Origin of the sequence: Nocardia vulneris, assembly GCF_001613425.1 — a bacterium.
GTDB lineage: Bacteria > Actinomycetota > Actinomycetes > Mycobacteriales > Mycobacteriaceae > Nocardia > Nocardia vulneris.
In genome coordinates, this window is the sequence record NZ_BDCI01000039.1 from 142,187 (window position 1) to 165,775 (window position 23,589).

At 66.4% G+C, this 23,589-nt stretch carries 24 protein-coding genes and 1 pseudogene; 13 read left to right on the forward strand and 12 right to left on the reverse strand.

The features are described 5' to 3' along the window. Positions 1-183 precede the first annotated feature (183 nt). Positions 184-606, reverse strand: a complete 423-nt coding sequence (locus NVU01S_RS34090) for an Hsp20/alpha crystallin family protein (protein ID WP_043674982.1) — start codon at positions 604-606, stop codon at positions 184-186. Positions 607-961: 355 nt separating this feature from the next. Here NVU01S_RS34090 and NVU01S_RS34095 point away from each other — a divergent pair, with 355 nt between their 5' ends. The 7 genes and pseudogenes from NVU01S_RS34095 (at position 962) to NVU01S_RS34120 (ending at position 9,421) form a co-directional block, all read left to right on the forward strand. After that, positions 962-1,540 (forward strand): phosphatase PAP2 family protein, encoded by a 579-nt coding sequence (locus NVU01S_RS34095; protein ID WP_244467359.1) that lies wholly within the window; start codon positions 962-964, stop codon positions 1,538-1,540. A gap of 90 nt (positions 1,541-1,630) precedes the next feature. After that, positions 1,631-4,021 (forward strand): lysylphosphatidylglycerol synthase domain-containing protein, encoded by a 2,391-nt coding sequence (locus tag NVU01S_RS34100; RefSeq protein ID WP_043674976.1) that lies wholly within the window; start codon positions 1,631-1,633, stop codon positions 4,019-4,021. 71 nt (positions 4,022-4,092) lie between these two features. Next, complete coding sequence (locus NVU01S_RS45495) at positions 4,093-4,521, forward strand: cation-transporting P-type ATPase (RefSeq protein ID WP_373864232.1); 429 nt, start codon at positions 4,093-4,095, stop codon at positions 4,519-4,521. Between the two features lie 170 nt (positions 4,522-4,691). Then, positions 4,692-6,065, forward strand: a pseudogene (locus tag NVU01S_RS34105) (HAD-IC family P-type ATPase); the annotation flags it as partial. A 53-nt stretch (positions 6,066-6,118) separates the two neighbouring features. Continuing rightward, on the forward strand, positions 6,119-6,691 hold the full coding sequence (locus NVU01S_RS34110; protein ID WP_244467358.1) for a flavodoxin domain-containing protein: 573 nt from the start codon (positions 6,119-6,121) through the stop codon (positions 6,689-6,691). A gap of 129 nt (positions 6,692-6,820) precedes the next feature. Then, complete coding sequence (gene ppsA / locus NVU01S_RS34115; RefSeq protein WP_043674974.1) at positions 6,821-9,097, forward strand: phosphoenolpyruvate synthase; 2,277 nt, start codon at positions 6,821-6,823, stop codon at positions 9,095-9,097. Between the two features lie 45 nt (positions 9,098-9,142). Beyond that, positions 9,143-9,421 (forward strand): hypothetical protein, encoded by a 279-nt coding sequence (locus tag NVU01S_RS34120; protein WP_043674971.1) that lies wholly within the window; start codon positions 9,143-9,145, stop codon positions 9,419-9,421. A 221-nt stretch (positions 9,422-9,642) separates the two neighbouring features. On the opposite strand, the gene NVU01S_RS42780 is transcribed toward NVU01S_RS34120, so the two are convergent. The 4 genes from NVU01S_RS42780 to NVU01S_RS34145 form a co-directional block, all read right to left on the reverse strand. Then, complete coding sequence (locus tag NVU01S_RS42780) at positions 9,643-9,951, reverse strand: serine hydrolase (protein ID WP_082032171.1); 309 nt, start codon at positions 9,949-9,951, stop codon at positions 9,643-9,645. Between the two features lie 169 nt (positions 9,952-10,120). Next, complete coding sequence (locus tag NVU01S_RS34135; protein WP_043674963.1) at positions 10,121-11,020, reverse strand: universal stress protein; 900 nt, start codon at positions 11,018-11,020, stop codon at positions 10,121-10,123. A gap of 20 nt (positions 11,021-11,040) precedes the next feature. Further along, positions 11,041-11,328, reverse strand: coding sequence for an SHOCT domain-containing protein (locus tag NVU01S_RS34140; protein ID WP_043674961.1), 288 nt, complete (start codon positions 11,326-11,328; stop codon positions 11,041-11,043). 4 nt (positions 11,329-11,332) lie between these two features. Beyond that, a complete protein-coding gene (locus tag NVU01S_RS34145) occupies positions 11,333-11,929 on the reverse strand; it encodes an Rv1733c family protein (protein ID WP_425287702.1) in 597 nt (198 codons plus the stop codon). Between the two features lie 242 nt (positions 11,930-12,171). Here NVU01S_RS34145 and NVU01S_RS45375 point away from each other — a divergent pair, with 242 nt between their 5' ends. Next, positions 12,172-13,038, forward strand: coding sequence for a DUF302 domain-containing protein (locus NVU01S_RS45375; RefSeq protein ID WP_082859555.1), 867 nt, complete (start codon positions 12,172-12,174; stop codon positions 13,036-13,038). A 109-nt stretch (positions 13,039-13,147) separates the two neighbouring features. Here the strand turns inward: NVU01S_RS45375 and NVU01S_RS34155 are convergent, their stop codons facing one another. Continuing rightward, the gene (locus NVU01S_RS34155; protein ID WP_043674959.1) at positions 13,148-13,504 is read right to left on the reverse strand and encodes an Rv2640c family ArsR-like transcriptional regulator; all 357 of its coding nucleotides are present in this window, start codon (positions 13,502-13,504) and stop codon (positions 13,148-13,150) included. A gap of 101 nt (positions 13,505-13,605) precedes the next feature. Here NVU01S_RS34155 and NVU01S_RS34160 point away from each other — a divergent pair, with 101 nt between their 5' ends. The 4 genes from NVU01S_RS34160 (at position 13,606) to NVU01S_RS34175 (ending at position 16,095) form a co-directional block, all read left to right on the forward strand. Then, a complete protein-coding gene (locus NVU01S_RS34160; protein ID WP_043674958.1) occupies positions 13,606-14,130 on the forward strand; it encodes an ArsI/CadI family heavy metal resistance metalloenzyme in 525 nt (174 codons plus the stop codon). Between the two features lie 182 nt (positions 14,131-14,312). After that, the gene (locus NVU01S_RS34165) at positions 14,313-14,582 is read left to right on the forward strand and encodes an ArsR/SmtB family transcription factor (protein WP_244467364.1); all 270 of its coding nucleotides are present in this window, start codon (positions 14,313-14,315) and stop codon (positions 14,580-14,582) included. Then, positions 14,579-15,670: an ACR3 family arsenite efflux transporter gene (gene arsB / locus NVU01S_RS34170; protein ID WP_043674954.1), complete on the forward strand. Its 1,092-nt coding sequence runs from the start codon at positions 14,579-14,581 to the stop codon at positions 15,668-15,670. Before NVU01S_RS34165 ends, arsB begins: the two co-directional genes overlap by 4 nt. Next, positions 15,667-16,095, forward strand: coding sequence for an arsenate reductase ArsC (locus tag NVU01S_RS34175; RefSeq protein WP_043674953.1), 429 nt, complete (start codon positions 15,667-15,669; stop codon positions 16,093-16,095). The genes arsB and NVU01S_RS34175 overlap by 4 nt, the downstream gene beginning before the upstream one ends. Before the next feature lie 39 nt (positions 16,096-16,134). Here the strand turns inward: NVU01S_RS34175 and NVU01S_RS34180 are convergent, their stop codons facing one another. Together NVU01S_RS34180 and NVU01S_RS34185 are read right to left on the reverse strand one after the other, a co-directional pair. After that, a complete protein-coding gene (locus tag NVU01S_RS34180) occupies positions 16,135-17,121 on the reverse strand; it encodes an Acg family FMN-binding oxidoreductase (protein WP_043674951.1) in 987 nt (328 codons plus the stop codon). Positions 17,122-17,218: 97 nt separating this feature from the next. Further along, positions 17,219-18,052, reverse strand: a complete 834-nt coding sequence (locus NVU01S_RS34185; RefSeq protein ID WP_082032170.1) for a 1-phosphofructokinase family hexose kinase — start codon at positions 18,050-18,052, stop codon at positions 17,219-17,221. A gap of 156 nt (positions 18,053-18,208) precedes the next feature. Here NVU01S_RS34185 and NVU01S_RS34190 point away from each other — a divergent pair, with 156 nt between their 5' ends. Continuing rightward, complete coding sequence (locus NVU01S_RS34190) at positions 18,209-18,580, forward strand: hypothetical protein (protein ID WP_043675127.1); 372 nt, start codon at positions 18,209-18,211, stop codon at positions 18,578-18,580. A 108-nt stretch (positions 18,581-18,688) separates the two neighbouring features. Here NVU01S_RS34190 and NVU01S_RS34195 read toward each other — a convergent pair whose 3' ends face one another. From NVU01S_RS34195 to NVU01S_RS34210, 4 genes are all read right to left on the reverse strand, one after another. Further along, a complete protein-coding gene (locus NVU01S_RS34195; RefSeq protein ID WP_167829411.1) occupies positions 18,689-20,344 on the reverse strand; it encodes a SulP family inorganic anion transporter in 1,656 nt (551 codons plus the stop codon). Positions 20,345-20,346: 2 nt separating this feature from the next. Next, positions 20,347-22,176, reverse strand: coding sequence for a phosphoenolpyruvate carboxykinase (GTP) (locus tag NVU01S_RS34200; RefSeq protein ID WP_043674949.1), 1,830 nt, complete (start codon positions 22,174-22,176; stop codon positions 20,347-20,349). 88 nt (positions 22,177-22,264) lie between these two features. Then, complete coding sequence (locus NVU01S_RS34205) at positions 22,265-22,564, reverse strand: ArsR/SmtB family transcription factor (protein ID WP_014984413.1); 300 nt, start codon at positions 22,562-22,564, stop codon at positions 22,265-22,267. Positions 22,565-22,810: 246 nt separating this feature from the next. Further along, positions 22,811-23,589: aldolase/citrate lyase/malate synthase family protein (locus tag NVU01S_RS34210; RefSeq protein ID WP_507762150.1), on the reverse strand; the 779-nt coding region annotated here is incomplete at its 5' end.

The window sequence follows — 23,589 nt, forward strand, 5'->3', positions numbered from 1 at the left end:
GTTCCGAGGCTCGGCCTCAGCATTCGACGCCGGTCACGGCGAAGCGCTCCACTACGGCCACGTGCCCACTGGTAGCGACCGCGACGGTCAGAGTGTCTCCGGTGACCTGGTCGACACTCGTGCACCCGAGATGCTGCTGTCCACCGCCCGGGCTGCCCGCCGGTGGACAGCGTCCGCCGTGATCTACTCTGCCTCTTTGACCTCGACCTTCTTCGCGACTTCCTTGGGTTCACCGAGTGGAATGCTGACGGTGAGGATGCCCTTGGCGTAGCTCGCCTCGATACCGTCTTCCTCGGCGTTGTGCGGCAGCGTCACGGAGCGATAGAACGATCCGTAGCTGAACTCCGAACGCCCCTTCTCCTCGTGCTTTTCGGTGCGCTCGGCCTTGAGCGTCAACTGCCGGCCCCGGATCGACACCTCGACGTCCTTGGCCGGATCGATTCCCGGCATCTCCGCGCGCACGACATAGTGCCCGTCCTCGACCGCGTCCTCGACCCGCAACAGGTGCGAGCCGAAAATCGGTGCCATTCCGGTGGGCGCGAACGAGTTCCACAGATCATTCAGATCAGGCAGCAACGATTCGCGATGGGCGGGAAGCAGACTCATGGTTCCTCCTCGATGAAATGTCCTCGGACGCCATCGATTCCACCCGTTCAGGTCGGCAACAGGTAGAGCATCGGGTAACCGGTGGCACCTACCGTCGTCTGCCACGGAAAAGGACCAAAGCCACTAGAGCATCGGACCGTCTCGGACTCCGATCGGTGAGCACCACCAGCGCAGCCCGTTGCGCAAAGGACCGTTACTCCACCGCGTGAACAACTTTCGGCTCTTTGACGAAGGATCTGAGCGTCGGAAGCTGGTCCGTGGAATCACTTCGACCCGCGCCGAGCAAGACACTGAGGAGAACCTGTGAATGGACGCGACAGTAGGGAAACGACGCCAGGCGAATGATGTGTGGCTCGTGCTCGGCGGCTCGGCCCTCACGGCGCTCTGCGTAGCGGCCACCGCGTGGCCAGTGGCCGCGCAAGCCGACCGCGCCGCTTTTCTCCGTATCAACGCGCTACCCGACCTGCTCGAACCACCACTCTGGTTCGCTCAATTGACGGGGGTGCTGGTCGCGCCCGCCGTCGTCGCCGCGCTCGCTTTCTACACCGGCAGATCCCGGCTGGCCATCGGCTTGCTGCTGTTGATTCCGGCGAAGCTCGTCGTCGAACGCGAGGTGTTGAAAGAGATTGTGTACCAGCCTCGTCCGGGCGCACGGTGGCCGGAGACGATCCTGCGCGATGTGCCGACACTGGGGGCGGGGTTTCCGTCCGGGCACGCGATCCTCCTGTTCGGCACGGTCGCGTTGCTGGGGCCGTATCTGCGACGCCGCGCCAGGATGACCGTGCTGTCGATCGCAGTCGTCGCCGCTCTGGCACGGGTCTATCTCGGAGCCCACACACCGCTCGATGTGATCGGCGGCGCGGGTGCCGGTCTTGCCGTGGGCGGCTCGATCGACCTGGTGCTGGGCGTCCTGGCCAGACGCCGCGACCCGTAGGCCGATGGTCCTCGGCGGGCGAGCCGAAGTCCCCTGTTCGAGCGGTGTTCCGGCTTGCGACAGTTCAGGACACCGACGAAAGACGAAACGATGACGGCCGAAGCAGTACAGGCGCTCACCGCACAGACCCCGAGCGAGACCTACCCACGCATTGTTCAACGCCATCTGGGCGATGCCGTTCGGGTCGCGCTCGGTGTTGCGGCACTGACCATTTCGTCACTCGTCGCACGGCACACGGAGGTGCCCGCGCTTGAGATCGACCTGTTCCGGGTGATCAATGATCTTCCCTCCTGGGTGATGCCGATCCTGTTCGTCGTCATGCAGTTGGGCACCATCGGCGCGGTCGGGGTGGCTGCCGTCGCGGCGCTGTGCACGCGAAGGGTCAGGCTGGCGCGCGACCTCGCCGCCGCCGGAACCCTGGCGTACCTGCTTGCGATCGAGATCAAGTCACTGATCGGCCGGGCACGCCCGGATGTCCTGCTCGATGAACTGAACCTGCGCACCGAACAGGGCGGCCTCGGCTTCGTGTCCGGGCACGCCGCCGTCGCGGCCGCGTTGGCCGCCGCGGCCGCGCCCTGGTTGCCGCGACCATGGCGCCGGATCGTCTGGGCACTCGCCGGTGTGGTCGCGATGTCGCGCGTCTTCGTCGGGGCCCACCTCGTCCTCGATGTCTTCGGCGGTGCCGCCCTCGGCTGGACCGTGGCCGCAGCCTTGCACTTGCTCTGGGGCGCACCGGTGCACCGCACGGAGGCACCCGCCCTGCACCGTGCCCTCGCCGCCGCCGGGTTACGACCGTTGCATGTCGCTCCCGTGACACTGGACGCGCGCGGCTCACGCCCGTTCCTGGTGAGCACAGCGAACGGGACCGGGGACCTGTTCGTCAAAGTCATCGGCTACCACGAACGCAACTCCGATGTGCTGTTCAAACTGTTCCGGCACTTGGTGTTCCGCGAGATCGAGGACGAAACTCCCTTCACCACACCGAAACAAGAAGCCGAGCACGAGGCCTTCATCGCCTTGCTCGCGCAACGAGCCGGCGTGCGCACCCCGACGGTCGTGTCGGTCGGTGTCACCCCCGACGGCGAAGGCTGGCTCGCCGAAACGCGAATCCCCGGAAGGAATTTCGCACGCGCGGTCCCCGAGCCGGTCACTGACGAGCTGCTGTCCGACATCTGGTGCCAGCTCGCTCTGTTGCGGGCCGCCCGCATCGCCCACCGCGATCTACGGCTGGCCAACATACTCATCGATGAGCGCGGAACGCCGTGGATCGTCGATTTCGGCTTCGGTGAGTCCGGCGCTTCGGATCGTCGGCTCGCCGCCGATGTCGCGGAGCTCCTCGTATCGATGGGCCTGAAGGTCGGCGCCGAGCGCGCGGTGCATACCGCTCGCACCGTCCTCGGCTCCGCCGCGCTGGCTGAAGCGGCCCCCTTGCTGCAACCGCTCGCTTTGGCGACCGCCACGCGTAGTGCCGTCCGGCACCGGCGCGGTCTGCTCGTGCAGTTGCGCACCGCCGTCGCCGATGCGACCGAAACCACCCTCGCGCCACCGGAGGTGCTGCTGCGGTTCCGCTGGCGCACCCTGGGCTGGATCGCTGCGACGATATTCGCCACCTATGTCCTGTTGCCGCAGATCGGACAGCTCGGCCAGACCGTGCGCACCATCGATGAGGCGCAGTGGCAATGGCTGGCGGGCGCACTGGCGATGTCGGCCGCGTCCTACGCGGCGGCGGCACTGGCGTTGTCGGGCGCCAGTCCGCAGCCGCTCGCGTTCGGTCGAACCATGAATGTGCAGCTGGCGACGTCGTTCGCAAATCGCCTGATGCCTTACGGTCTCGGCGGTACCGCGGTCAACGAGCGATATCTGGAACGCTGTGGTCTGAGCAGGGCCACCGCGGTCGCAGCCGTGGCGCTCACGATCACGTCCGGCGTCGTGCTGCACCTCGTCGAATTGGCCGCCGTCGGTGTGTGGTTGGGGCAGACCCGGCTGCTGCTCACCGCGGCCCTGCCGTCGGCGTGGACGTTGCTGATCGCCTTCGTCGCGGTGATGACCGTACTCGGCATCGCGGTCGCAGTGCTGCTGCGTCGTCCTGGTTTGCTCGCCGATGTACACACCGCCGCGCGGGACATGGTCAGCATCCTGCGCGAGCCGCGGCGTGCCGTCCTGCTCATCGGCGGACAGGTCGGCAGCAATATCGCCTATATTTCGGCGCTCGGTTTCGCCGTGCACGCGTTCGGGGGGCAAGCTTCCGCGGCGCTGGTCGCTGCGGTCTTTCTCGGCGGGTCCGCACTGGGTGCGGCCAGCCCGACACCGGCTGGTCTGGGTGTGGTCGAAGCGGCACTGGTCGCGGGTTTGATGGTCGGCGGCGTCGCGGGCCCGCCGGCAGTCGCGGGCGTGCTCGCCTACCGCCTTGCGACATTCTGGCTGCCCGCGGCGGCAGGCTTCATCTCCTTCAAATCACTGCGACACCAGCGGTTTCTATGAGAGACGTTGGTCCTGCTGACCCGGGTACGAGGGCTCTGACCCGCGCGAGTACAGACAGGCAGGCTGACACCATGCATCCGTCGACCCACACGCCAACTGCCGCTCGGTGTGGTCTGTCCGAGGCGGAGGCCGCCACACGACTACACCGGGACGGGCCGAACACGCTACCCGCTCCACCACGACCGAATCCGGTCCTGCTCCTGCTGACACAACTGACCCACTTCTTCGCCCTGATGCTCTGGGCGGCAGCCGGTTTGGCATTGCTGGCCGGTATGCCGGCACTGGCCGTGGCCATCGCGGTGGTCGTCGTGCTGAACGGTGGTTTCGCCTTCGCGCAGGAGTACCGTGCAGATCGTGCCGCCGAGCGCCTGCGTGATCTGCTCCCGGTGCGCGCTCGGGTACGCCGGGACGGCCGCGTACGTCTGAGGCCGTCGAGGTGTGGACACCTCAGGGCCGCACCACGGTTCGCGGTGCGGGCTACAACCCGGAAGGCACGCTGAACGGTGCGGAAGCCGCGGTCGCCGCCGCGCGCTGTGCCGCCGACTCGGCGGCACGGTGTTCACCCGATGCGCACGCACACCAGCACGGCGGCCGATGGTTGCCGGTGGGCGACCCGATGGAAGTCGCCGTGCATGTATTGGCCACACGCGCCGGTGCGCGCCCCGCACCACCGGCCACGGCCCGGGAGTCCTTCGACACCCACACCCGTCGTGCGTCGGTCACCGACGCCGACGGTAAGCACATCACCGGTGCTTCGGAAGCGGTGTTCGCGCTCTGCGACCCCGCGGATCCTGCGGTCGCCGCAGCCGGCGCGCAGGTCGACCGCATGGCGGCACGTGGGCTGCGGGTGATCGCCGTGGCAGTCGCGGCCGATCCCGCCCGGCCCGCACGATTGCTCGGACTGATCGCACTCGAGGACCCGCCGCGGCCCGATGTCGCCGACGCGATCACCGCTTGCCGTCGCGCCGGCATCAAAATCGCCATGATCACCGGCGATCACCCCGGCACCGCAGCAGCGATCGCCGCCGAGGTCGGCCTGCTCGGGGCCGACCGAATCATAGTGGAAGGCAAAGACCTTCCGGCAGACGACGCGGATCTGGCGGCCCTGCTCGACCGCGACGGTGTCGTCGTCGCCAGGGTGGCGCCGGAACAGAAGTTGCGAATCGCGGTGGCGCTACAACGGCACGGACACGTGGTCGCCATGACCGGCGACGGCGTCAACGACGGACCGGCGCTGCGCTCGGCCGATATCGGCATCGCCATGGGGGCATCGGGTACCGATGTCGCCCGGGAAGCAGCAGACCTAGTGCTACTGGACGACCATTTCGGCACCATCGTCGCGGCGGTCCAGCTCGGTCGCGCGACGTTCGCGAACATCCGGCGGTTCCTCACCTACCACCTGACCGACAATGTCGCAGAGCTCGCCCCGTTCGCCGTGTGGGCCGCATCGGGTGGCGCAATACCGCTGGGGTTCACTGTATTACAGGTGCTCGCACTCGATATCGGCACGGACATGCTGCCCGCCCTTGCGCTCGGTGTCGAACCATCGAACCCACGCACCATGTCCGGGCCCGCACGCACCGGCACCCTGATGGACGCGAAACTGCTGCGGCGGGTCTTCGGCGTGCTCGGACCGGCCGAGGCGGGCCTCGGCATGCTCGCTTTCCTGCTGGTCCTCGGGGCGGGCGGCTGGCGCCCCGGCGCCCCGGCCGACCCCGGGCTGATCGCGACGGCGTCCGGCACGTTGTTCACCGCGGTTGTCCTCGGGCAGTTGACCAACGCTTTCGCCTGCCGCAGCGAATCGCACTGGGTCGGGGCACGCGGCTGGCGAGGAAATCCGTTGCTGCTGTGGGCGATAGCGGCCGAGCTGGTGCTACTGGTCGCTTTCCTCTGGCTGCCGCCGCTACCGGGCCTGCTGGGCGGAGCTCCGCCGAGTTGGCTCGGTTGGTCGGTCGCCGCCCTGGCGATTCCGGTGCTCGTGCTCGCCGACACCGCGCACAAGGCGGTGCGTGCCCGCCACCGCAGCCGGACCGGCACACACTGAGGTCGTTGGTCCCTATCGGCCGGGCATCACGGCTCTGACCTGGCGATGGGCGGGTGAGCCACGCTGAAGGCATGGAAACGAAACCCATCAGAATCGCGGTCCTCTACGCGACCGCCCAAGGATCCACGCGCGATATCGCGGAGTTCATCGCTGCGGATCTGACCGACCGTGGCGCCGAGGTAGAACTCAGCGACGTCGAGCACGCACCCGAGCTGACCCGCTTCGACGGCGTGATCCTGGGCAGCGCCGTGCACAACATGGCCCTGTTGCCTGAAGCCGAGGCGTTTGTGCGGAACCATCGCGACGAGTTGCGTAAGTCCGATGTGTGGCTGTTCAGCGTCGGGCTCGGCCCGGCGTTACGCGGCCCGGTCGGTCGACGTCTCGGTGCCATTGTGCCGAAAAAGATTGCCGCCCTGTGCGAAACGGTCAGCCCGTGGGACTATCGCGCCTTTGCCGGACACTATGAACGGGCCGGCATCTCGCTGCGGGCGCGGCTGCTCTACCGATTCATGGGCGGAGGCCGCTATGGCGACCTGCGCAACTGGCACGCGATCCGCACCTGGTCGACCATGATCGCCCAATCGCTCGGCCTGCCCAAAGCCAACACGGCAACCGTGCGCCCCTGACCGCCGCGATGACGGCCGCCGGACGAAACCAGGCCCAACGGCGCATCGGGTCGGGACCTTCGGCGGTAGTGATCGAACAGCGCTCCGAGAGACGCTGAGTACCAATCAGATACCGAGATCGGAGCCGAAATGGGCGACTATGTAGCCGGATTCAGCGAGTTGCGGCTCGCCGACGCGGACAAGGCCGGCGGCAAGGGCGCGAATCTGGGTGAACTGGTGGCCGCCGCGCTGCCCGTGCCACCCGGTTTCGTCGTTCTCCGCTCGTGCTATGACGAGGTGATCACCAAAGGCCCGCACGGCGTCGAACTGGACCGGCTGCACACCGAGGCACTTGAATCCATCGACGACACCGCGCGAATCACCCAATTGTGCCGCCGCATGCGCGAACTCGTGCACACCGCGAAAATCGACGGAGCGGTTGCCGACGCCATCCTGTCCGCGTACCACACCCTCGGCGACGAGGTGACGGTAGCGGTGCGCTCCTCCGCCATCGGCGAGGACGGCGCCACATCCTCCTTCGCCGGTATGAACGTGTCCCGTACCAACGTGCGCGGTGACGACAAACTGCTGACAACCGTCATCGAGTGCTGGGCTTCACTGTTCAGCCCCCGCGTCGTGACATATCGGGCCAGGCGTGGCATGCATCAGCGACCCGAGATGGCCGTCGTGGTGCAGCGTATGGTCGCCGCCCGGCAGTCGGGCGTGGCATTCACCGCCGACCCCGCCACCGGCCGCCGCGACCGAGTCGTCATCGACGCCGCGCGCGGGCAAGGCGAGGTGGTGGTGTCCGGCGCCACCGAACCGGACACGTATCTGTTCGACTCCGACGGACCCACGTTGCTCGAAAGCCGGAGGGGGCATCAAACTTTCGAGATCGTCGCCGGCCCCGACGGCGATCGGCAGATCGATCTGACCGGGACCAACGCGCCGGTGCTGAACGACGCACAGGCAACCGCGGTCGCGCGTCTCGCACTCGCCGTCCAGCAGCACCACGACGGTCGACCACAGGACGTCGAGTGGACTTTCGACGACGAAACCCTCTGGCTGGTGCAGGCGCGACCGATCACAATGCTGCCCGACAACCCCCAGCAGCCCATCGCAGGCCCGATCCCACTGCCGGTCCTCGTCCGTGGGCTTGCCGCCGCCCCGGGCTCCGCCACCGGTACGGTACGCGTCCTGTCCTCCCCCGCTCAGGGGCAGGCACTGCGCGACGGTGAAGTACTGGTCGCACCGATGACCAACCCGGACTGGCTGCCCACCCTCACCCGTGCCGCGGCGATCGTCACCGACAGCGGGGGCATGACCTGCCACGCGGCGATCGTCGCGCGTGAGCTCGGTGTGCCCTGCATCGTGGGCGCCCGCACCGCGACCACGGTGCTCGGCAACGGCCTCGTGGTGACTGTCGACGGATCCGCCGGGGAGGTTCGTGCGGGCAAACCGACGTCGGGCACCAGCACTGTCACAGTTCAACCTGTCCCCCTCGCTACCGCGGAGACGACGGCCACCCGAATCTATGTCAACCTCGCCTTGCCCGAAGCCGCCGAGAAGGTGGCGCAGACCGACGTCGACGGAGTCGGGCTGCTGCGCGCCGAAACCTTGCTCACCACCGCCCTCGACGGCCGGCACCCGCGTGATCTCGTCGCGCGTGGTGAGGAACAGCATTTCGTGGACCGGATGGCCGAATCGCTGCACCGGATCACCGCCGCCTTCCAACCACGCCCGGTCATCTACCGCGCAACAGACTTGCGCAGCAACGAGTTCCGCGCGCTTACCGGGGGCAGCCGGTACGAGCCGGTCGAACACAACCCGATGATCGGCTATCGGGGCTGTTACCGCTACATCCGCGAGCCCGAACTCTTCGCGCTGGAACTCGCCGCCCTCGCCCGAGTCCGCGAGCAGACCCCGAACCTGCACCTGATGATTCCCTTCGTGCGCACCCGCTGGGAGCTGGAGGCCTGCCTCGAACTGGTCGATGCCAGTCCGCTCGGCACGCATCGTGGCCTGCACCGCTGGGTGATGGCCGAAGTGCCGTCGGTGGTGCACTGGCTGCCCGAGTACGTCGGGCTCGGCGTCGACGGTGTCTCGATCGGCAGCAACGACCTGACCCAGCTCATGCTCGGCGTGGACCGTGATTCCGAGCAATGCGCCGAACTCTTCGACGAATCCGATCCGGCGGTCCTCGACGCCATCGCCCGCATCGTCGCCACCGCCCGCCGCCTCGGCATCACCTCGTCGCTGTGCGGCCAAGCGCCGTCGAACCACCCCGAATTCGCCGAACACCTCGTGCGCATGGGGATTACGTCGATCTCGGTCACCCCGGACGCCGCCGCGGCAGCCCGCCGCACCGTCGCCGCGGCCGAGCGGCGGCTACTGCTCAATCGAGCTCTCAACGACGAGCGGGCGTAATCCGCGACCGCCGACCACCATCTGACAACCAGCGAAGGAAACACGATGAGCGACAAGTCTTCCCCTATGCCATACCACAGCAAGCCGGGCGAAAGTCTCGCCGACACCTACAACATTCCCGGCATCGCCCTGTTCCTGTGCGGAATCGTCGGGTTGGCCTGCACCCTCACCGCGGCAGGCTACGGATTCGCAGGGTGGGTCATTCTCGGATCCAGCGCGACCGCACTCTGTTTCGGCATCAGCATCACGTTGTTCCTGCTCGAACACGAACGGCTGCGCCGCCTCGCCGAGCGCCGTGCCGGACTGCCGCCCGCACAGCACTGATCGCACTACCCTACTTACGCTTGTACAGCGCCATCGGCAGCAGGTCTGCATGCAACGTCCTGCTGCCGGTGTACGCGTCTGTGCCGAATACCACTCGCGCAGAAGGTATCCCGAATGCGGACAGATCGATTCGGAACGCGTAAGCGTCCTTGTCGTCGTCGGGATGCAAGGGCAGCCCCCGCAGGAGGGCAGGGACCGGGGTCAGAATTCGCAATATCGGCCTACCGCGGTCCGAAGATGTGCTCGCGCAGGTACCGTGCCAGCGGCACGCCGCTGACGTCCTCGATGATCTGGCCGACCGTGGCGAAGCCGTGATCGGTATAAATCCACCGCGTCCCGGGTTCGGCGTTGGTGTGCAGTGCACCCCGGTAGAACTCGGCCGGCGTCGGCACCGGTCGCTGCTGTGCCACGCTCTCACCGAAGTCGGGACGCAATGCCTGTGCGGGCCGGACGATCTCGCTGATGCCGGAGGTGTGGGTGAGCAGATGCAGCAGCGTGGCGTCGCCGAGCTCCGGCCGGGCGGGAACCAGCCGGTATCCCTGGCCGGAGCCTTCGCTCCACGATGCTCAGGAAATAGCGTGCGCCGAGGACGACTCGCCCGATGGAGCCCATCGGAGGGGATTCGAGGGACTTTGGTCCCAGGCCCGGCCGTCTGCGCCGGTCCCGCGGTCGGGACCGGCGCAGGCCGGTGGTGCCGGGTCAACGTTCGCGGACGACGATCATCGGTGCCTCGACCGAGTGCAACAGCGCGTTGCTGGTCGAGCCGAGCAGCATGCTCGCGAAGCCGCCGCGTCCGTGACTGCCGACCACAACCAGTTGGGCATTCGCCGACTCGTCCAGCAATGAGCGAACAGGGCGGTCGGCCTTGACGATTCGGCGTACGGTGACATCGGGGTAACGCTCGGCGTAGCCGGCGAGACTTTCGGCGAGGATGGCCTCGGACGACTCCTGGGCGCCGTCCCAGCCTGCGACCGGCAGATCCATTCCGCTGACGTCGCTCCAGGCGTGCAGCGCGGTGAGACCTACTTTGCGGCGGGATGCTTCCTCGAAGGCGAGCTCCAGGGCGGGCACGCTGTTGGCGGTGCCGTCCACGCCGACGAGCACCGGCAGGGTTGCCGAGACCGGGTCTATCGCCGAGATCCCGTGGATCACGGCGACCGGGCAGTGGGCGTGGTGGGTCGTGGCAGTGCTGAAGGAGCCGAGCAGCCCGCGCTGGAACGCGCCCATCCCGCGACTGCCGACCACCAGCATGGACGCGTGCGCGGACCGCTCGATCAGCATTGGTATCACCAGTTCGAACGACACTTCCGTACTGATGACGGGTTCCTCACCCGGCGCGGCCGTTCGAGCGATTCGCTTGGCCTCGTGCAGGATTCGTTCGCCGTCGCGCCGCAGCCACTCGAGATCGGACTCACCCAGCGACATCCCCGGCCCGTAACCGGTCCGGATCGCCATAGAGGTCAACAGATGGAGTGGGCGACGATGCAGGGTTGCTTCGACAGCCGCCCACGCCGCCGCCTGGTACGAGCTCGCCGAGCCGTCGACCGCGGCGATGATCGGGTCGGATCGTGTTGCCGACGAGACGTTTTCGGTAGTCATGGGATTTCAGCCTCTCGGGTTCAGTGCTGCGGGTGGTGTGCGTCGCCGTGTTTCGGCGCCGAGGTCGGGCGGAGCACGGCCAGTCGACGCCGGTACTCGGTCTCATCGAGTTCGCCGCTGGCGAAACGTTCGGCCAGCAATGCCTCCGGCGCCAGCCGCACGGGCCCCTGCGATTTCGGTTCCGGGGCGAGATCGCCCCTGCTGAGCGCAACGATCGCGACGACAACGGCGACCCACAGCGGCAGCGCGAACAAGATCATGAGCGCGAACATCCACCAGTGCGCAGCGTCGCCATACCAATACATCATTTTCTCAGTCCTTACTGATCGGGCGGCTGAGTTGCCGCCACTCATCGGCCCATCGGGCGTTGCGGTGCCGATCCAGCACCCATCCGGTGCCACGAACCAGGCACCAACCACACAGCCAGGTGCCGACGAGTACGACGACGCCCACACCGATCCCGGTCACGACGGCGGCTACGGCTTCCGGTGGCTCGGTGGTCGGCGAACCGTCCGCGCCGAGCCAGATCGTCACCAGGTCACCTGATTGCCGTCCGCGCGGCACCGGTACGACGGCAGTACCCGGATGTTCTGCGTCCATCCACTGAACGCGGGCCTGGTACTCGTACGGCGCGGTCTTGGTCGGGTTCTCCGTAAGTACCGCGCTGACACTGTGTTTCGTGGTTCGCTCGAGGTCGATCCGTGCGGCACTCTCGGTATAGGCCGATGTGCCGAGCGCACCCGCCACCGGCACCGCGACGAGCACGGCCAGTATCGCGATGATCCGCACCAACGCCTCACAGCGATCCGATGTCCGCAGCATGGGATTGGGGCTCCACGGCCGGGTCGACCACCAGCGAATCAGTCGAATCCATGACGTGTGGATCGGGATAATCGTGTGCTCCGACATCGCCGTTCGCCTCGCTTCAGTCCTGTGTTGTCTTCAAGGATCCCGCTCAGCGCCACCCGCGGGCAGGGAACAAGGTCCCTCGTCAGCGGCCGAGTGACCTGTTTCAGGGCTCGTCTCGGCAACCGCGGCCGAAAGTCCCTCCGCGCGCGTCGGTTCGGCACTAGTGGCGCACCTCGACTGCTACCTAGCGTCGATACCGCACGCCGATCCCCAGCCGGACAGGCGAACCCGAGGAGCTGGCCATGACGTATCAGATCTCGGTCGACCATTCGACCCCGTACACCATCCTCGAACTGCGCCGCACCGTGCGCACCGACCAGGCCGGCGCAGACATCGGCAACGGAATGGACGCGCTCTACGGGCTCGCCGCGGCCAACGGACTCGCGCCCGCCGGACCGCCGACCACCACCTATATCGGCGAATTCCGGCCTGGCACCAAGGCCGAGGTCGACTTCGGGCTACCGGTCTTCCCGAATCCGATCGGCGGCGCCAACGAGGAAATGACGCTGCGGCAGACCGAACCTCAGACGTTCGCGCGCCTCACTCATCGAGGTTCCTACCACCTGATCGGGGACGCTTACAACGCTCTCTACGAGTGGCTGCGCGGCTCGCCGTACCAGCAGGCCGGACCACCCACCGAGGTATACCTGGTCGCGCCGGACGAAGCGCTCGATCCACGCGACCTGCTCACCGAGATCCGCCTCCCCATCGCTGCGGCCGATCTCACCGTGCGCGTCTCGGCGCCGTTCGCCCAGGCCGTATCGCTGGTACGTGACGCACTCACCACGCAGGGCTTCGGCATCCTGACCGAAATCGACATCAGAGCAACACTTTTCGCCAAACTCGGGACAGACATAGAAGACTACGTCATCCTCGGCGCCTGCAACCCGAACCTCGTCCGGCAGGCGCTCGATATCGACCGCCAGGTCGGAAAACTGTTGCCCTGCAACGTGGTGGTACGCGCCGAGGACGACACCATTGTCGTCGAAGCGGTGGACCCAGATCTGCTGCTGCGCGCGGACAACCAACCAGGACTGCGCCCCATCGCACAAGACGCGCGCTCGCACCTGGCCGCGGCGCTCACCGTGGTGGCAGCCGGCCCGAGATAGGCTTATCGAGCGTCCACCCCCTTTCGTGCCCGGCGAATCCGTTGAGCGTCAAAGTGCCGATGAGCACGCGCGGTCTCGGCTTCGTTAAGCTCAGTCCGGTTACTTCCAGTCAGCAGCAGTTGGGGTCGAGGACCAAGCAGAGGGCACTGAGTGCGTCGCGACGCGCGCGGTGGAAGGTGTTCATACCCCGGCGTTCGGATTCGATCAGCCCCGCGGTGCGGAGCTGACCGAGGTGGTGGCTGACCGTGGACTCCGATACGCCGACGACGGCGGCGAGCTCGCCGCTGTTCTCCGCACCCGTCGCGCTGGTCAGCAGCAGCGACATCAGCTTCACCCGGACCGGGTCGGCGATTGCCTTGAGCCGCAACGCCACTTCGAGTGCGGCGGCGTCGTCGACCGGTCCGGCCGCGACGGGTGGGCAGCAGACCGGGGCGGACATGTCGATCACGGGTAGCGCCTTGGGCATGGAACCAGACTACCCACCTCGTTGACATATGTCGAAAAGGTGAGGCACACTCGGTCTCGTCGGTTCTTCGACATATGTCTCACAAGTGGAGGTTCGTCATCATGTCCCGTGTCCAGCTCGCCCTCAACGTCGATGATCTCGACCAGGCGATCACGTTCTATTCGACGCTGTTCAACACCGAGCCGGCCAAGCGCAAGCCCGGTTACGCCAACTTCGCCATCGCCGAGCCGCCGCTGAAGCTGGTCCTGATCGAAAACGCCGGCCACGGCGGCAGCATCAACCATCTCGGGGTCGAGGTCGAGTCCTCCGAGCGGGTGCACGGCGAGATCGCCCGGCTGTCGGAGGCGGGGTTGTTCACCGAAGAGCAGATCGCGACTACGTGTTGTTTCGCCACCCAGGACAAGGTGTGGGTCACCGCCCCCGATGCTGAGCGCTGGGAGGTCTACACGGTGCTGGCCGACAGTGAATCCTTCGGCACCGCACCCGAACTCGCCGATTCAGAGCGTGCCGATGGCGAAGCTGTGCAGGTGTGCTGTGGCACCGCCGAAGAAGCCGCGGCCGAGGGTGCGTGCTGTGGCAGCGTGGCCAGGGAGAAAGCTCTCGCCTCTGGCGCGAGCTGCTGCTGACCCACGCCCTCGGATGGGCGAGTTCATCGGCTGTTCGTTTGCGCGCTGATATCGATAACTGTCAATATCGATGCATGTCGAAGTCGGAGTTGCCGTTGATCGGTGTGCCCGCACCAGGCTGTGCGGGCACACCCCGGATCCGCCCACCCCTGGACGCGGACACCGCGACCGAACTGGCCGTCATGTTCAAAGCCCTGTCGGATCCGGTGCGGCTGCGGTTGCTCTCCGCGATCGCCGCCCGCGCCGGTGGCGAAGCATGCGTGTGCGATGTGTCCGAGGGACTCGAGGTCAGCCAGCCGACCGTGTCCCACCACTTGAAGGTGCTGCGCCAGGCCGGGCTGCTGACCAGCGAACGCCGCGCGTCCTGGGTGTACTACCGGGTGATTCCCGAAGCGCTGCAACGCCTCTCGGGCCTACTTGCGATCGAAGCCGATGTGGCGGTGAGCACATGACCACCACCTCCGAACACCCCGACGTCGTCGGGAAGCTCTCGCGCCTGGACAGGTTCCTGCCGGTGTGGATCGGGGCAGCCATGGCCGCCGGGCTGGGGCTGGGCCGGGCGATCCCCGCTCTCGGGGACGCCCTGTCGGCGGTACAGGTCGACGGGATCTCGCTGCCGATCGCGCTCGGGCTGCTGGTAATGATGTACCCGGTGCTGGCGAAGGTTCGTTACGACCGCCTCGACGCGGTCACCGGCGACCGTCGCCTGCTGCTCGGCTCCCTTGTTCTGAACTGGGTCATCGGACCCGCGCTCATGTTCGCCCTGGCTTGGCTGCTGCTACCGGATCTACCCGAGTATCGGACCGGGCTGATCATTGTCGGCCTGGCCCGGTGTATCGCGATGGTGATCATCTGGAACGATCTGGCCTGCGGTGACCGTGAAGCCGCCGCCATCCTGGTCGCACTCAACTCGATCTTCCAGGTCGTCATGTTCGCCGTCCTGGGCTGGTTCTACCTCTCGGTGTTGCCCGGCTGGCTCGGGCTGGCCCGAACCGAGATCCACACCTCGCCATGGCAGATCGCGAAATCGGTCCTGATCTTCCTCGGCATCCCACTCCTGGCCGGATACCTCACCCGGCGATTCGGCGAAAAAGCCAGGGGCAGAACCTGGTACGAATCCAAGCTGCTACCCGCGCTCGGGCCGTGGGCGCTCTACGGACTGCTGTTCACCATCGTGATCCTGTTCGCCCTACAAGGCCGCCAGATCACCTCCCACCCCCTCGACGTCGTCAGAATCACAGTCCCCCTACTGGTCTACTTCGCGCTCATGTGGGGAGGCGGCTACCTACTCGGAGTACTCCTGCACCTCGGTTACGAGCGCACGACCACGATGGCCTTCACCGCCGCGGGCAACAACTTCGAGCTCGCCATCGCCGTCGCCATCGCCACCTACGGCGCCACCTCCGGGCAAGCACTCGCCGGAGTCGTCGGCCCGCTCATCGAAGTCCCCGTCCTCGTCGGGCTCGTCTACGTCTCCCTCGCCCTGCGAAACCGCCTCCCGCACAGCACGACCCAGCATCGAACCGGAGACCCCGCATGACCGGCCGACCCACCCCCACCGTCGCGAGCGTGTTGTTCGTCTGCGTGCACAACGCCGGACGCTCCCAAATGGCCGCCGCGTTCCTCACCCACCTCGCCGCAGGCAAGGTCGAGGTTCGCTCGGCCGGCTCGGCCCCTGCCGAGGCGGTCAATCCGATCGCGATACAGGCCATGAGCGAGGTCGGCATCGACATCTCCACCGAAGTACCCAAGGTGCTCACCGGCGACGTCGTCGAATCCTCCGACGTGGTGATCACCATGGGCTGCGGGGACGCCTGCCCCTACTTTCCCGGAAAGCGTTATCTGGACTGGAAACTCGACGATCCCGCCGGACAAGCCATCGATGCCGTGCGCCCCATTCGCGACGAGATCGAACACCGCGTGCGTGGCCTGCTCGACGAACTCGGCATACCCTCACCGCAATGACCGCCATCGACCTGTGCCTACTGGCGACGCGAAACGCGTTCAACCGATCGGAGCGTCGAAGGGGTCCAGAACGTCGTCGACAGCTCGACGTGGTGTCATCGGCAGGGGCGCCGCGCTTGTGGGCACCCAGCCGATTCGAATGATCGCCTGGGGGTAGGCGTTACCGTCGAGGACACCACGTCGAACATCGTGGCGCAGTTCCGCGATCTCGAGCGGTTCGGTGAGCACGCAGGTCGCCAGGCCGACATTGGTCGCGGTCAGCAACACTGCACTCAGTGCCTCACCTGCTTGCAATCGGGACATCCGGTCGTCGCCGGAGGTGGCGAGCACCAGCAGGTCCGCGAAATCCGGCTCATGGGCGGTGTCGCTCAGTTGCGGGGCGACGAACGTTCGAGCCGGCAATTCGTCCTCCGCCCGAGGAGCGGGCGCACTACGTGCAGGCACGCCCTCGGCGGCACTGTGCGTGCCGCTCCAGTTCGCGAGTTCGAATCGGTACTCCGGATTCATCGCGTGCTGAACCGCCGCGGCATGGGTGGCCGTGATCAGGTGTTCCCGTGAGCGATCCGTGGCCTGACGCAAGAGCGCCCCGAGCGCTGACGCACGTTCGGCGGCGAGTCCGAGATACCCGCGCGGGATCGGCCAGGAGGTGTAGTGCCTACGATCGGTCTGCCGACGCGAGATGGCAGCGCTCAGCTCGACTTCCGTCGGCGTAGGCCGGTGACGCAGCAGCTCGATCGACGCCAGATGGTTCGGATCGGCCGGGTTGGGCAGCCTATGCACCACCGCCGACCAGCCGAGCGCTGCAAGAGCGACACGCAGATGATGCAGTGCCGCACCACAGCTGAGCACCATCTCCCGTTGATCGGGGTCGGTGGCAGGCAGCGCTCGCGCGGGATCGAGGTACAGATGCACCGACCTGCTGCCGATCCGCCAGCGCCACGGTTGTGAGTTGTGCACCGACGGCGCCCGCACCGCGAGCGCCAGTGCTGTCTTGACGGTGTTGTCGTCGGGCAGTCCGTGGTCCATGTCGTTACCTCCAGGTTGTCTCCGTCTACCGTCTCACCGCAGCGGGGTGGCGGATAAGGGCACGATGGCCCCCGCACGAACCGAAAGGCCCTCGAACTCAAGGACCTTCGGACAGCGATGCCGGCTCGGCCGCGGATTGACGATCGACCCGATGGGTGCGCACCGCACCGAGCAGCGAGTCGACGGTCGCGACGTCGAAGACCTCGGTACCAGGCCGCATCACGGTCGCAGAGGCGGCGGCGACTCCGTATTCGCAGGCGCGCAGGCAGTCCGAACCTGCCGCAAGCCGATGGGTGAACGCTGCGACCAAGCTGTCGCCCGCGCACGCATCGCTGCGCCGCGGCGATGCCGACACGGGTGCGGAAATCCGATGATGCGAAGCGCGGTTCGAGTAGACGGCACCCAGCGCGGCCACAGTTGTCATCGCATTGCCGGTGGCACCGACATCCAAAAGCAGATCGTTCGCCGCCTGCGCATCCTCGAAACACTCGATCGGCCGCCCGAGCAGGCCCGCCGCCTCGCGACGGTCGAGCCGGATCGCGAATGACCTCTCCCCCAATACTTCTCGCAATTGTGCCCCTGCTATGTCGAGAACGACGCGAGTGACAGTCTGGTCGATGCCGTGCGCAATCCGAGCACAGAAGTCGTCTGGCATGCCGGGCGGGACGCTACCGGTCAGCACCAGGTACGGAAACCGTTGCGCAGCAGAGGTGATCGCGGACAAGCAACGCTCTCGCTCGGCGGCGGTCAATTCCTCGCCCGGCGGCACCAGGTGGTAGCTGTGCCAGACATCCGTCTCCGCTACCACGACAGCTTCGCGGGTGTGGGCCCCTATCTCGATGCCACTGTGCGCCTTCACGCGCGCGCACCGGATGACCACAGTGCCGAATGGCCTCGGTCGGCAGCCGCAGGTCCCGTCCGACCACTGCACTCCGAGACCACGTCATGGTATCCGACCTGCTTGATTGCAGAACATATAAATTGCATACCTAATGGAATTCTTCAGCAATCGCCGGACAAGCCCCGGAGCGCGTAGGTAGCGTCTCGGCGCGCGAAGGTTTTCAAGCCGCGCTAGAGAGGAATGACCATGGCGGACATGGACGTTGCATTGAAGGACATGATGCTGCTGGACGGCGCGCTCGGTGCCGCTGTCGTCGACTACGGCAGTGGCATGCCGCTAGGCCACCTGGGTGGCTCGAAGGCATTGGATATCGAACTCGCGGCAGCAAGCAATACCGAACTGGTCCGCGCCAAGATGCGCACGATCGAGCAACTCGGGCTCGACGAAGGCATCGAGGATGTGCTGATCACCCTCGGCAGCCAATATCACTTGATCCGCCCGACTCATGGCCGAAGGACCAGGGGCCTGTTCCTCTACCTCGCCCTGGATCGCAGCCGTGGCAACCTTGCCCTTGCCCGGCGTCGCTTGAAAGACATCGAGGAGGATCTCGAGGTCTGAACCGCCACAGCCGAGTTCGGCAACGACGACGCGGTTCGCCTCCGGCAGCCGCTGGGCGATCACCAGCGGCTGCACAGCGGTGAAACAGGTCGAACGGTAACGCCACTTTCACCGTCGCGCGCTTTCGACGCCGCTCGGCAGGTGCCCACGCGCGTGCACGATGGCTTCTCGGGTGTGCCCGAAAATGTGCGCGGCACCGCCGACCGGTAATGCGCCGATAGCAGCCAGGCGGCGACGGTGATCGGCGCGCAGGCCCGACATCAGGACGGTGATCTGCCGATGCTCCAGCTTTCGGATGACATCCGCGAGCACAAGCGCGCCGGTCGTATCCAACGCCGTGATGCGAGACATTCGCAAAATCACCACGTGTACGTCCGATATCTCGGCGAGCTCCAGCAGGAACCGATGCGCGGCGGCGAAGAACAGCGGCCCTTCGATCCGATAGGCGACGATGTGGTCGTGCAGCAGCTCATGCTCCTCCGTCCAGCGTTCCTTGTCGTCGCTCCCGATGTCGATCGGAAATTGTTGCAGCCGCGCCTCTTTCGCCACTGCCCGCACGGCGAGCAGCACCGCGGCGCCGACCCCCACCGCAACCGCGGTGACCAGATCCATGGCGACAGTGACGCCGAAGGTCACCGCCATGATGACAGCGTCTCCTTTCGACGCCCGTGCGATTGCCGCGAGGGAGGCCGTCTCCACCATGCGCACCGTGGTGGCCAGCAGCACACCGGCCAGCGCCGCCAAGGGCACGTCCGCAACCAACGGCGCGGCCAGATAGACGATCCCCGCGAGGATGAGCGCGTGCGTGAGGGCCGCCAGCCGAGTGCGCGCACCGGAGCGCACGTTGACGGCAGTACGAGCAATAGCACCGGTCGCGGGCACTCCGCCGAACAAAGGGGCCGCGATGTTGGCCAGCCCCTGCCCGAGTAGCTCTCGGTCCGGATCGTATCGAGCGCCCACTGCCATCGCGTCCGCGGCGGAGGCCGACAACAGTGATTCCAGCGCGGCCAGGGCCGCCACCGCCAGGGCGGGTGCGACAAGTGCTCCAAGTTCATCGAGGTGCAGAAATTCCCAACTGGGACAGGGCAATCCGGAAGGAATGGCACCGATCGGGGTGAGCTCGAGGTGCATGGTTTGGGCCGCCACCGTCGCCCCGGTCACGGCGATCAGCGCGAACGGCAACCTCGGTAGCAACCGACCACCACCCAGGACGATGGCGGCGACCACGAACGCGGTGATCAGTGGCATCGGGTTCGCATTCGAGGCATACTGGCGGACCGCGTCGAAAGCCGACTGCCACACCTTCTCCCCGTTCGCGTGCGCGATCCCCAGCGCAGCCGGAACCTGTTGCAGCGCTATCACTGTCGCGATTCCCGCCGTGAAGCCCTCCAGCACCGGTGCGGGCATGTAGCGGACTGCGCGTCCCACTCGCGCGAAGGCCAGCACCACCAGAACGACGCCGGCCAGCAGCCCGACGGCCAGCACGGCGGGTGCGCCGTGCCGGTGGAAGATCGGAACCAACACGACAGTCATTGCGCCGGTGGGTCCTGAGACCTGGAAGCCCGAGCCTCCGAACACCGCGGCCACCACGCCCGCGACAACGGCGGTGGCGAGCCCGGCTGACGCGCCGAGGCCCGAGGCGATTCCGAAGCCCAACGCCAGCGGAAGCGCCACCAGGGCGACGATCAAACCCGACAGTAGATCCGCACCCGGTGCGCGGACACCCGGGCTCCAGTCCGACCAACTCGGCAGAAACGCACGCACGATCAGTGCGCCACTGCGAGGCGAGCCCTGAGCGCGGAGAGCTGGACGCGCAGGGCCTCGGGCATCCTCGCACCGATCGTGTCGTACCACTGCTCAATTGCCGCGACCTCGGCCACCCATTCCTCGACGTGCACGGCCAAGGCATCGGCCACCGAGTCGCGATACCCATCGGACAGACCCGACTGGTCCAAGTCCGCAGAATTCGGCACATAACCGATCGGCGTCTCGACGGCGCCGGCCGCGCCGTCGAGACGTTCCAGCGCCCATTTCAGGACCCGTACGTTCTCACCGAAACCCGGCCACAGAAACTGTCCATCAGTGCCTCGGCGGAACCAGTTGACCTGGAAGATTTTCGGCAGTTCGGCAGGATCTGCGGCCGCCCCGAGCCGCAACCAGTGCGCGAAATAGTCGCCTACGTGGTAGCCGAGGAACGGCAACATCGCCATCGGATCGCGGCGCACGACGCCGATCTGCCCAGCGGCTGCGGCGGTCGTCTCCGAGGACAGCACCGATGCGGTGAACACCCCGTGTTCCCAGCCGAACGACTCGGTGATCAGCGGGACCGTCGTGGCACGGCGCCCTCCGAAAAAGATGGCAGAGATCGGTACTCCGGTCGGATCGTTCCATTCCGCGGCCACCGAGGGGCACTGCTCGATCGGCGTGCAGTATCGCGAGTTCGGATGTGCGGCGAGCGTTCCCGACTTCGGCGTCCAGTCCTTGCCACGCCAGTCGATGAGGTGGCCGGGTGCGACCTCGGTCAAGCCTTCCCACCACACATCGCCATCGTCGGTCAGCGCGGTGTTGGTGAAGATCGAATTGCCGACGTCGATCGTGGCGATCGCATTGGGGTTCGTCGTGGCACCCGTGCCCGGTGCGACTCCGAAGAAACCCGCCTCCGGGTTCACCGCGTACAAACGGCCATCCGCTCCGAAACGCAGCCATGCGATATCGTCGCCGATCGTCTCGGCTTTCCAGCCCGGCAATGCCGGTTCCAGCATGGCGAGATTCGTTTTGCCGCAGGAGGAGGGAAACGCACCCGCGATGTAGTGCGTCTTGCCCCGTGGGGACGTCAGTTTCAGTATCAGCATGTGCTCGGCGAGCCATCCCTCGTCACGACCGAGCACGGACGCGATGCGCAGCGCGAAGCACTTCTTGCCGAGCAACGCGTTGCCGCCGTAGCCCGAGCCGTAACTCCAGATGGCGCGGGCTTCCGGGAAATGCGCGATGTACTTCGTCTTGTCGCACGGCCATGCGACGTCTGCCTGCCCGTCTGCCAGCGGAGCACCGACCGAGTGCAGGCATCGGACGAATTCGGTTCCTTCGATGAGCTTTTCCCACACCGGGGCGCCGGAACGGGCCATGATCTGCATCGACACTGCTACATACGCCGAGTCGGTGATCTGCACACCGAATTTCGGATCTTCGGCGTCCAACGACCCCATGCAGTAGGCGATCACGAACATTGTGCGCCCGACCATTGATCCGCGGTAGTGCTCACTCATCACCGTGCGCATGTCCACCGGATCCACCCAGTTGTTGGTCGGACCGGCATCGTCACGGTCCTCGGAACAGATGAAGGTCCGGTCCTCTACCCGAGCCACATCCTCTGCATCCGACACACACCAGAACGAATTCGGCTTGCCGTCCAGCCGGACGAACGTGCCCTGGCGTACCAGCTCAGTGGTCAACCGATCCCACTCCGCTCGGGATCCGTCGCAGAACATTATTCGATCCGGTGCGGTCAACTCGGCAACCTCGGCCACCCAGGACAGGACACCCGTATGGTCGGTCGGCACGGCGGAGGGCTGGATGGCGATGGCGTGGTCGGACACGCGATTCTCCTTCTTGAACTACTAGGTACTTAGTTTAGAAATTCTGCAATCAAAGGGCATGCGAAGAACGCCCCAAAAGACCTCGGACTCAGGCAGGCTCTTCTAGCGCCTCGACCTGACCAGCGACAACACCTGTGAGAATAGCCCTTGCCGTAGCCAGCAATTGGGCGACCTCCGGCGACGTGAGCTCATAGGTCACCGACAAGCCCGTACGGCTAGCACGCACCAGCCCGGCCCGGCGCAGAATCGCCAACTGCTGCGACAAGTTCGCCGACTCTACGCCGATCTCGCTCAGCATTTCCGACACCGCGTGCTCACGCTCACTCAGCAACTCCAGCACACGGATCCGCACAGGATGTCCGAGCGTCTTGAAGAAGTCGGCCTTCATCTGGTATAGCGGCCTGCTCAATCCTGGCACGTGCCACACCCTTCCGTCGCAGCAGGAGTAGCGCTTCGACCACTCCCAATTGCAGAGTTTAGCAAGCAGCGAAACAGTGCGCCGTCGCGAGCGGGTGAACCAGCGTTCGAGCTGCCCTACGATAGCGCCGCGGGCCCGCTCCGGACATCTCCGGAGCGGGCCTCGGGGGTTAGCGCAAATGCCTACTGGCCACTACCTTCCGAGCACAGAACCGCTCTACTTACAAGCCGCCTTGGCTTCCCGACGACGCCGATGCAAAATCGGCTCGGTGTAGCCGTTGGGCTGCTTGGTGCCTTCGAGGATGAGTTCCTTGGCGGCTTGGAAGGCGATGCTGCCGGCGAAGTCCGGGGACAGGGGGCGGTAGTTGCGGTCGCCGGCGTTCTGGCGGTCGACGATCGGCGCCATCCGTTCCAGGCTGGCCACCACCTCGTCGGCGGTGACGATGCCGTGGCGCAGCCAGTTCGCCATCAGCTGGCTGGAAATGCGAAGGGTGGCACGGTCTTCCATGAGCGCGACGTCTTCGATGTCGGGCACCTTGGAGCAGCCGACGCCCTGGTCGATCCAGCGCACCACGTAACCGAGGATGGACTGCGAGTTGTTGTCCAGCTCCTGCTGCTTCTCCTCGGCCGACCAGTTCGGGGCCGCGGCGAGCGGGATCTCCAGGATCTGGTCGACGGTGGCGCGCGGGCCGCCCTTGAGGATTTCCTGCTGCCGGTCGAGCACGTTGACCTGGTGGTAGTGCGTGGCGTGCAGGGTGGCCGCGGTGGGCGAGGGCACCCACGCGGTGTTGGCGCCGGCCTTGGGGTGGCCGATCTTCTGCACCAGCATGTCGGCCATCAGGTCCGGCATGGCCCACATGCCCTTGCCGATCTGCGCCTTGCCGGGCAGTCCGGTGGCCAGGCCGGTGTCGACGTTCCAGTCCTCGTAGGACTTGATCCACTGCTGGCCCTTCATCTCGGCCTTGCGGACCATCGGCCCGGCCTCCATGGAGGTGT

Excerpts from the sequence above, each read along its gene's own strand:
- NVU01S_RS34175 (WP_043674953.1), top strand. The coding sequence starts at position 15,667 with ATGACCGGCCGACCCACCCCCACCGTCGCGAGCGTGTTGTTCGTCTGC.
- NVU01S_RS34180 (WP_043674951.1), bottom strand. The coding sequence starts at position 17,121 with ATGGACCACGGACTGCCCGACGACAACACCGTCAAGACAGCACTGGCG.
- NVU01S_RS45375 (WP_082859555.1), top strand. The coding sequence starts at position 12,172 with ATGACGTATCAGATCTCGGTCGACCATTCGACCCCGTACACCATCCTC.
- NVU01S_RS34190 (WP_043675127.1), top strand. The coding sequence starts at position 18,209 with ATGGCGGACATGGACGTTGCATTGAAGGACATGATGCTGCTGGACGGC.
- NVU01S_RS34205 (WP_014984413.1), bottom strand. The coding sequence starts at position 22,564 with ATGAAGGCCGACTTCTTCAAGACGCTCGGACATCCTGTGCGGATCCGT.
- NVU01S_RS34160 (WP_043674958.1), top strand. The coding sequence starts at position 13,606 with ATGTCCCGTGTCCAGCTCGCCCTCAACGTCGATGATCTCGACCAGGCG.
- NVU01S_RS34140 (WP_043674961.1), bottom strand. The coding sequence starts at position 11,328 with ATGATGTATTGGTATGGCGACGCTGCGCACTGGTGGATGTTCGCGCTC.
- NVU01S_RS34145 (WP_425287702.1), bottom strand. The coding sequence starts at position 11,929 with ATGTCGGAGCACACGATTATCCCGATCCACACGTCATGGATTCGACTG.
- arsB (WP_043674954.1), top strand. The coding sequence starts at position 14,579 with ATGACCACCACCTCCGAACACCCCGACGTCGTCGGGAAGCTCTCGCGC.
- NVU01S_RS34155 (WP_043674959.1), bottom strand. The coding sequence starts at position 13,504 with ATGCCCAAGGCGCTACCCGTGATCGACATGTCCGCCCCGGTCTGCTGC.
- NVU01S_RS45495 (WP_373864232.1), top strand. The coding sequence starts at position 4,093 with ATGCATCCGTCGACCCACACGCCAACTGCCGCTCGGTGTGGTCTGTCC.
- NVU01S_RS34135 (WP_043674963.1), bottom strand. The coding sequence starts at position 11,020 with ATGACTACCGAAAACGTCTCGTCGGCAACACGATCCGACCCGATCATC.
- NVU01S_RS34090 (WP_043674982.1), bottom strand. The coding sequence starts at position 606 with ATGAGTCTGCTTCCCGCCCATCGCGAATCGTTGCTGCCTGATCTGAAT.
- NVU01S_RS34165 (WP_244467364.1), top strand. The coding sequence starts at position 14,313 with ATGTTCAAAGCCCTGTCGGATCCGGTGCGGCTGCGGTTGCTCTCCGCG.
- NVU01S_RS34100 (WP_043674976.1), top strand. The coding sequence starts at position 1,631 with ATGACGGCCGAAGCAGTACAGGCGCTCACCGCACAGACCCCGAGCGAG.
- ppsA (WP_043674974.1), top strand. The coding sequence starts at position 6,821 with ATGGGCGACTATGTAGCCGGATTCAGCGAGTTGCGGCTCGCCGACGCG.
- NVU01S_RS34120 (WP_043674971.1), top strand. The coding sequence starts at position 9,143 with ATGAGCGACAAGTCTTCCCCTATGCCATACCACAGCAAGCCGGGCGAA.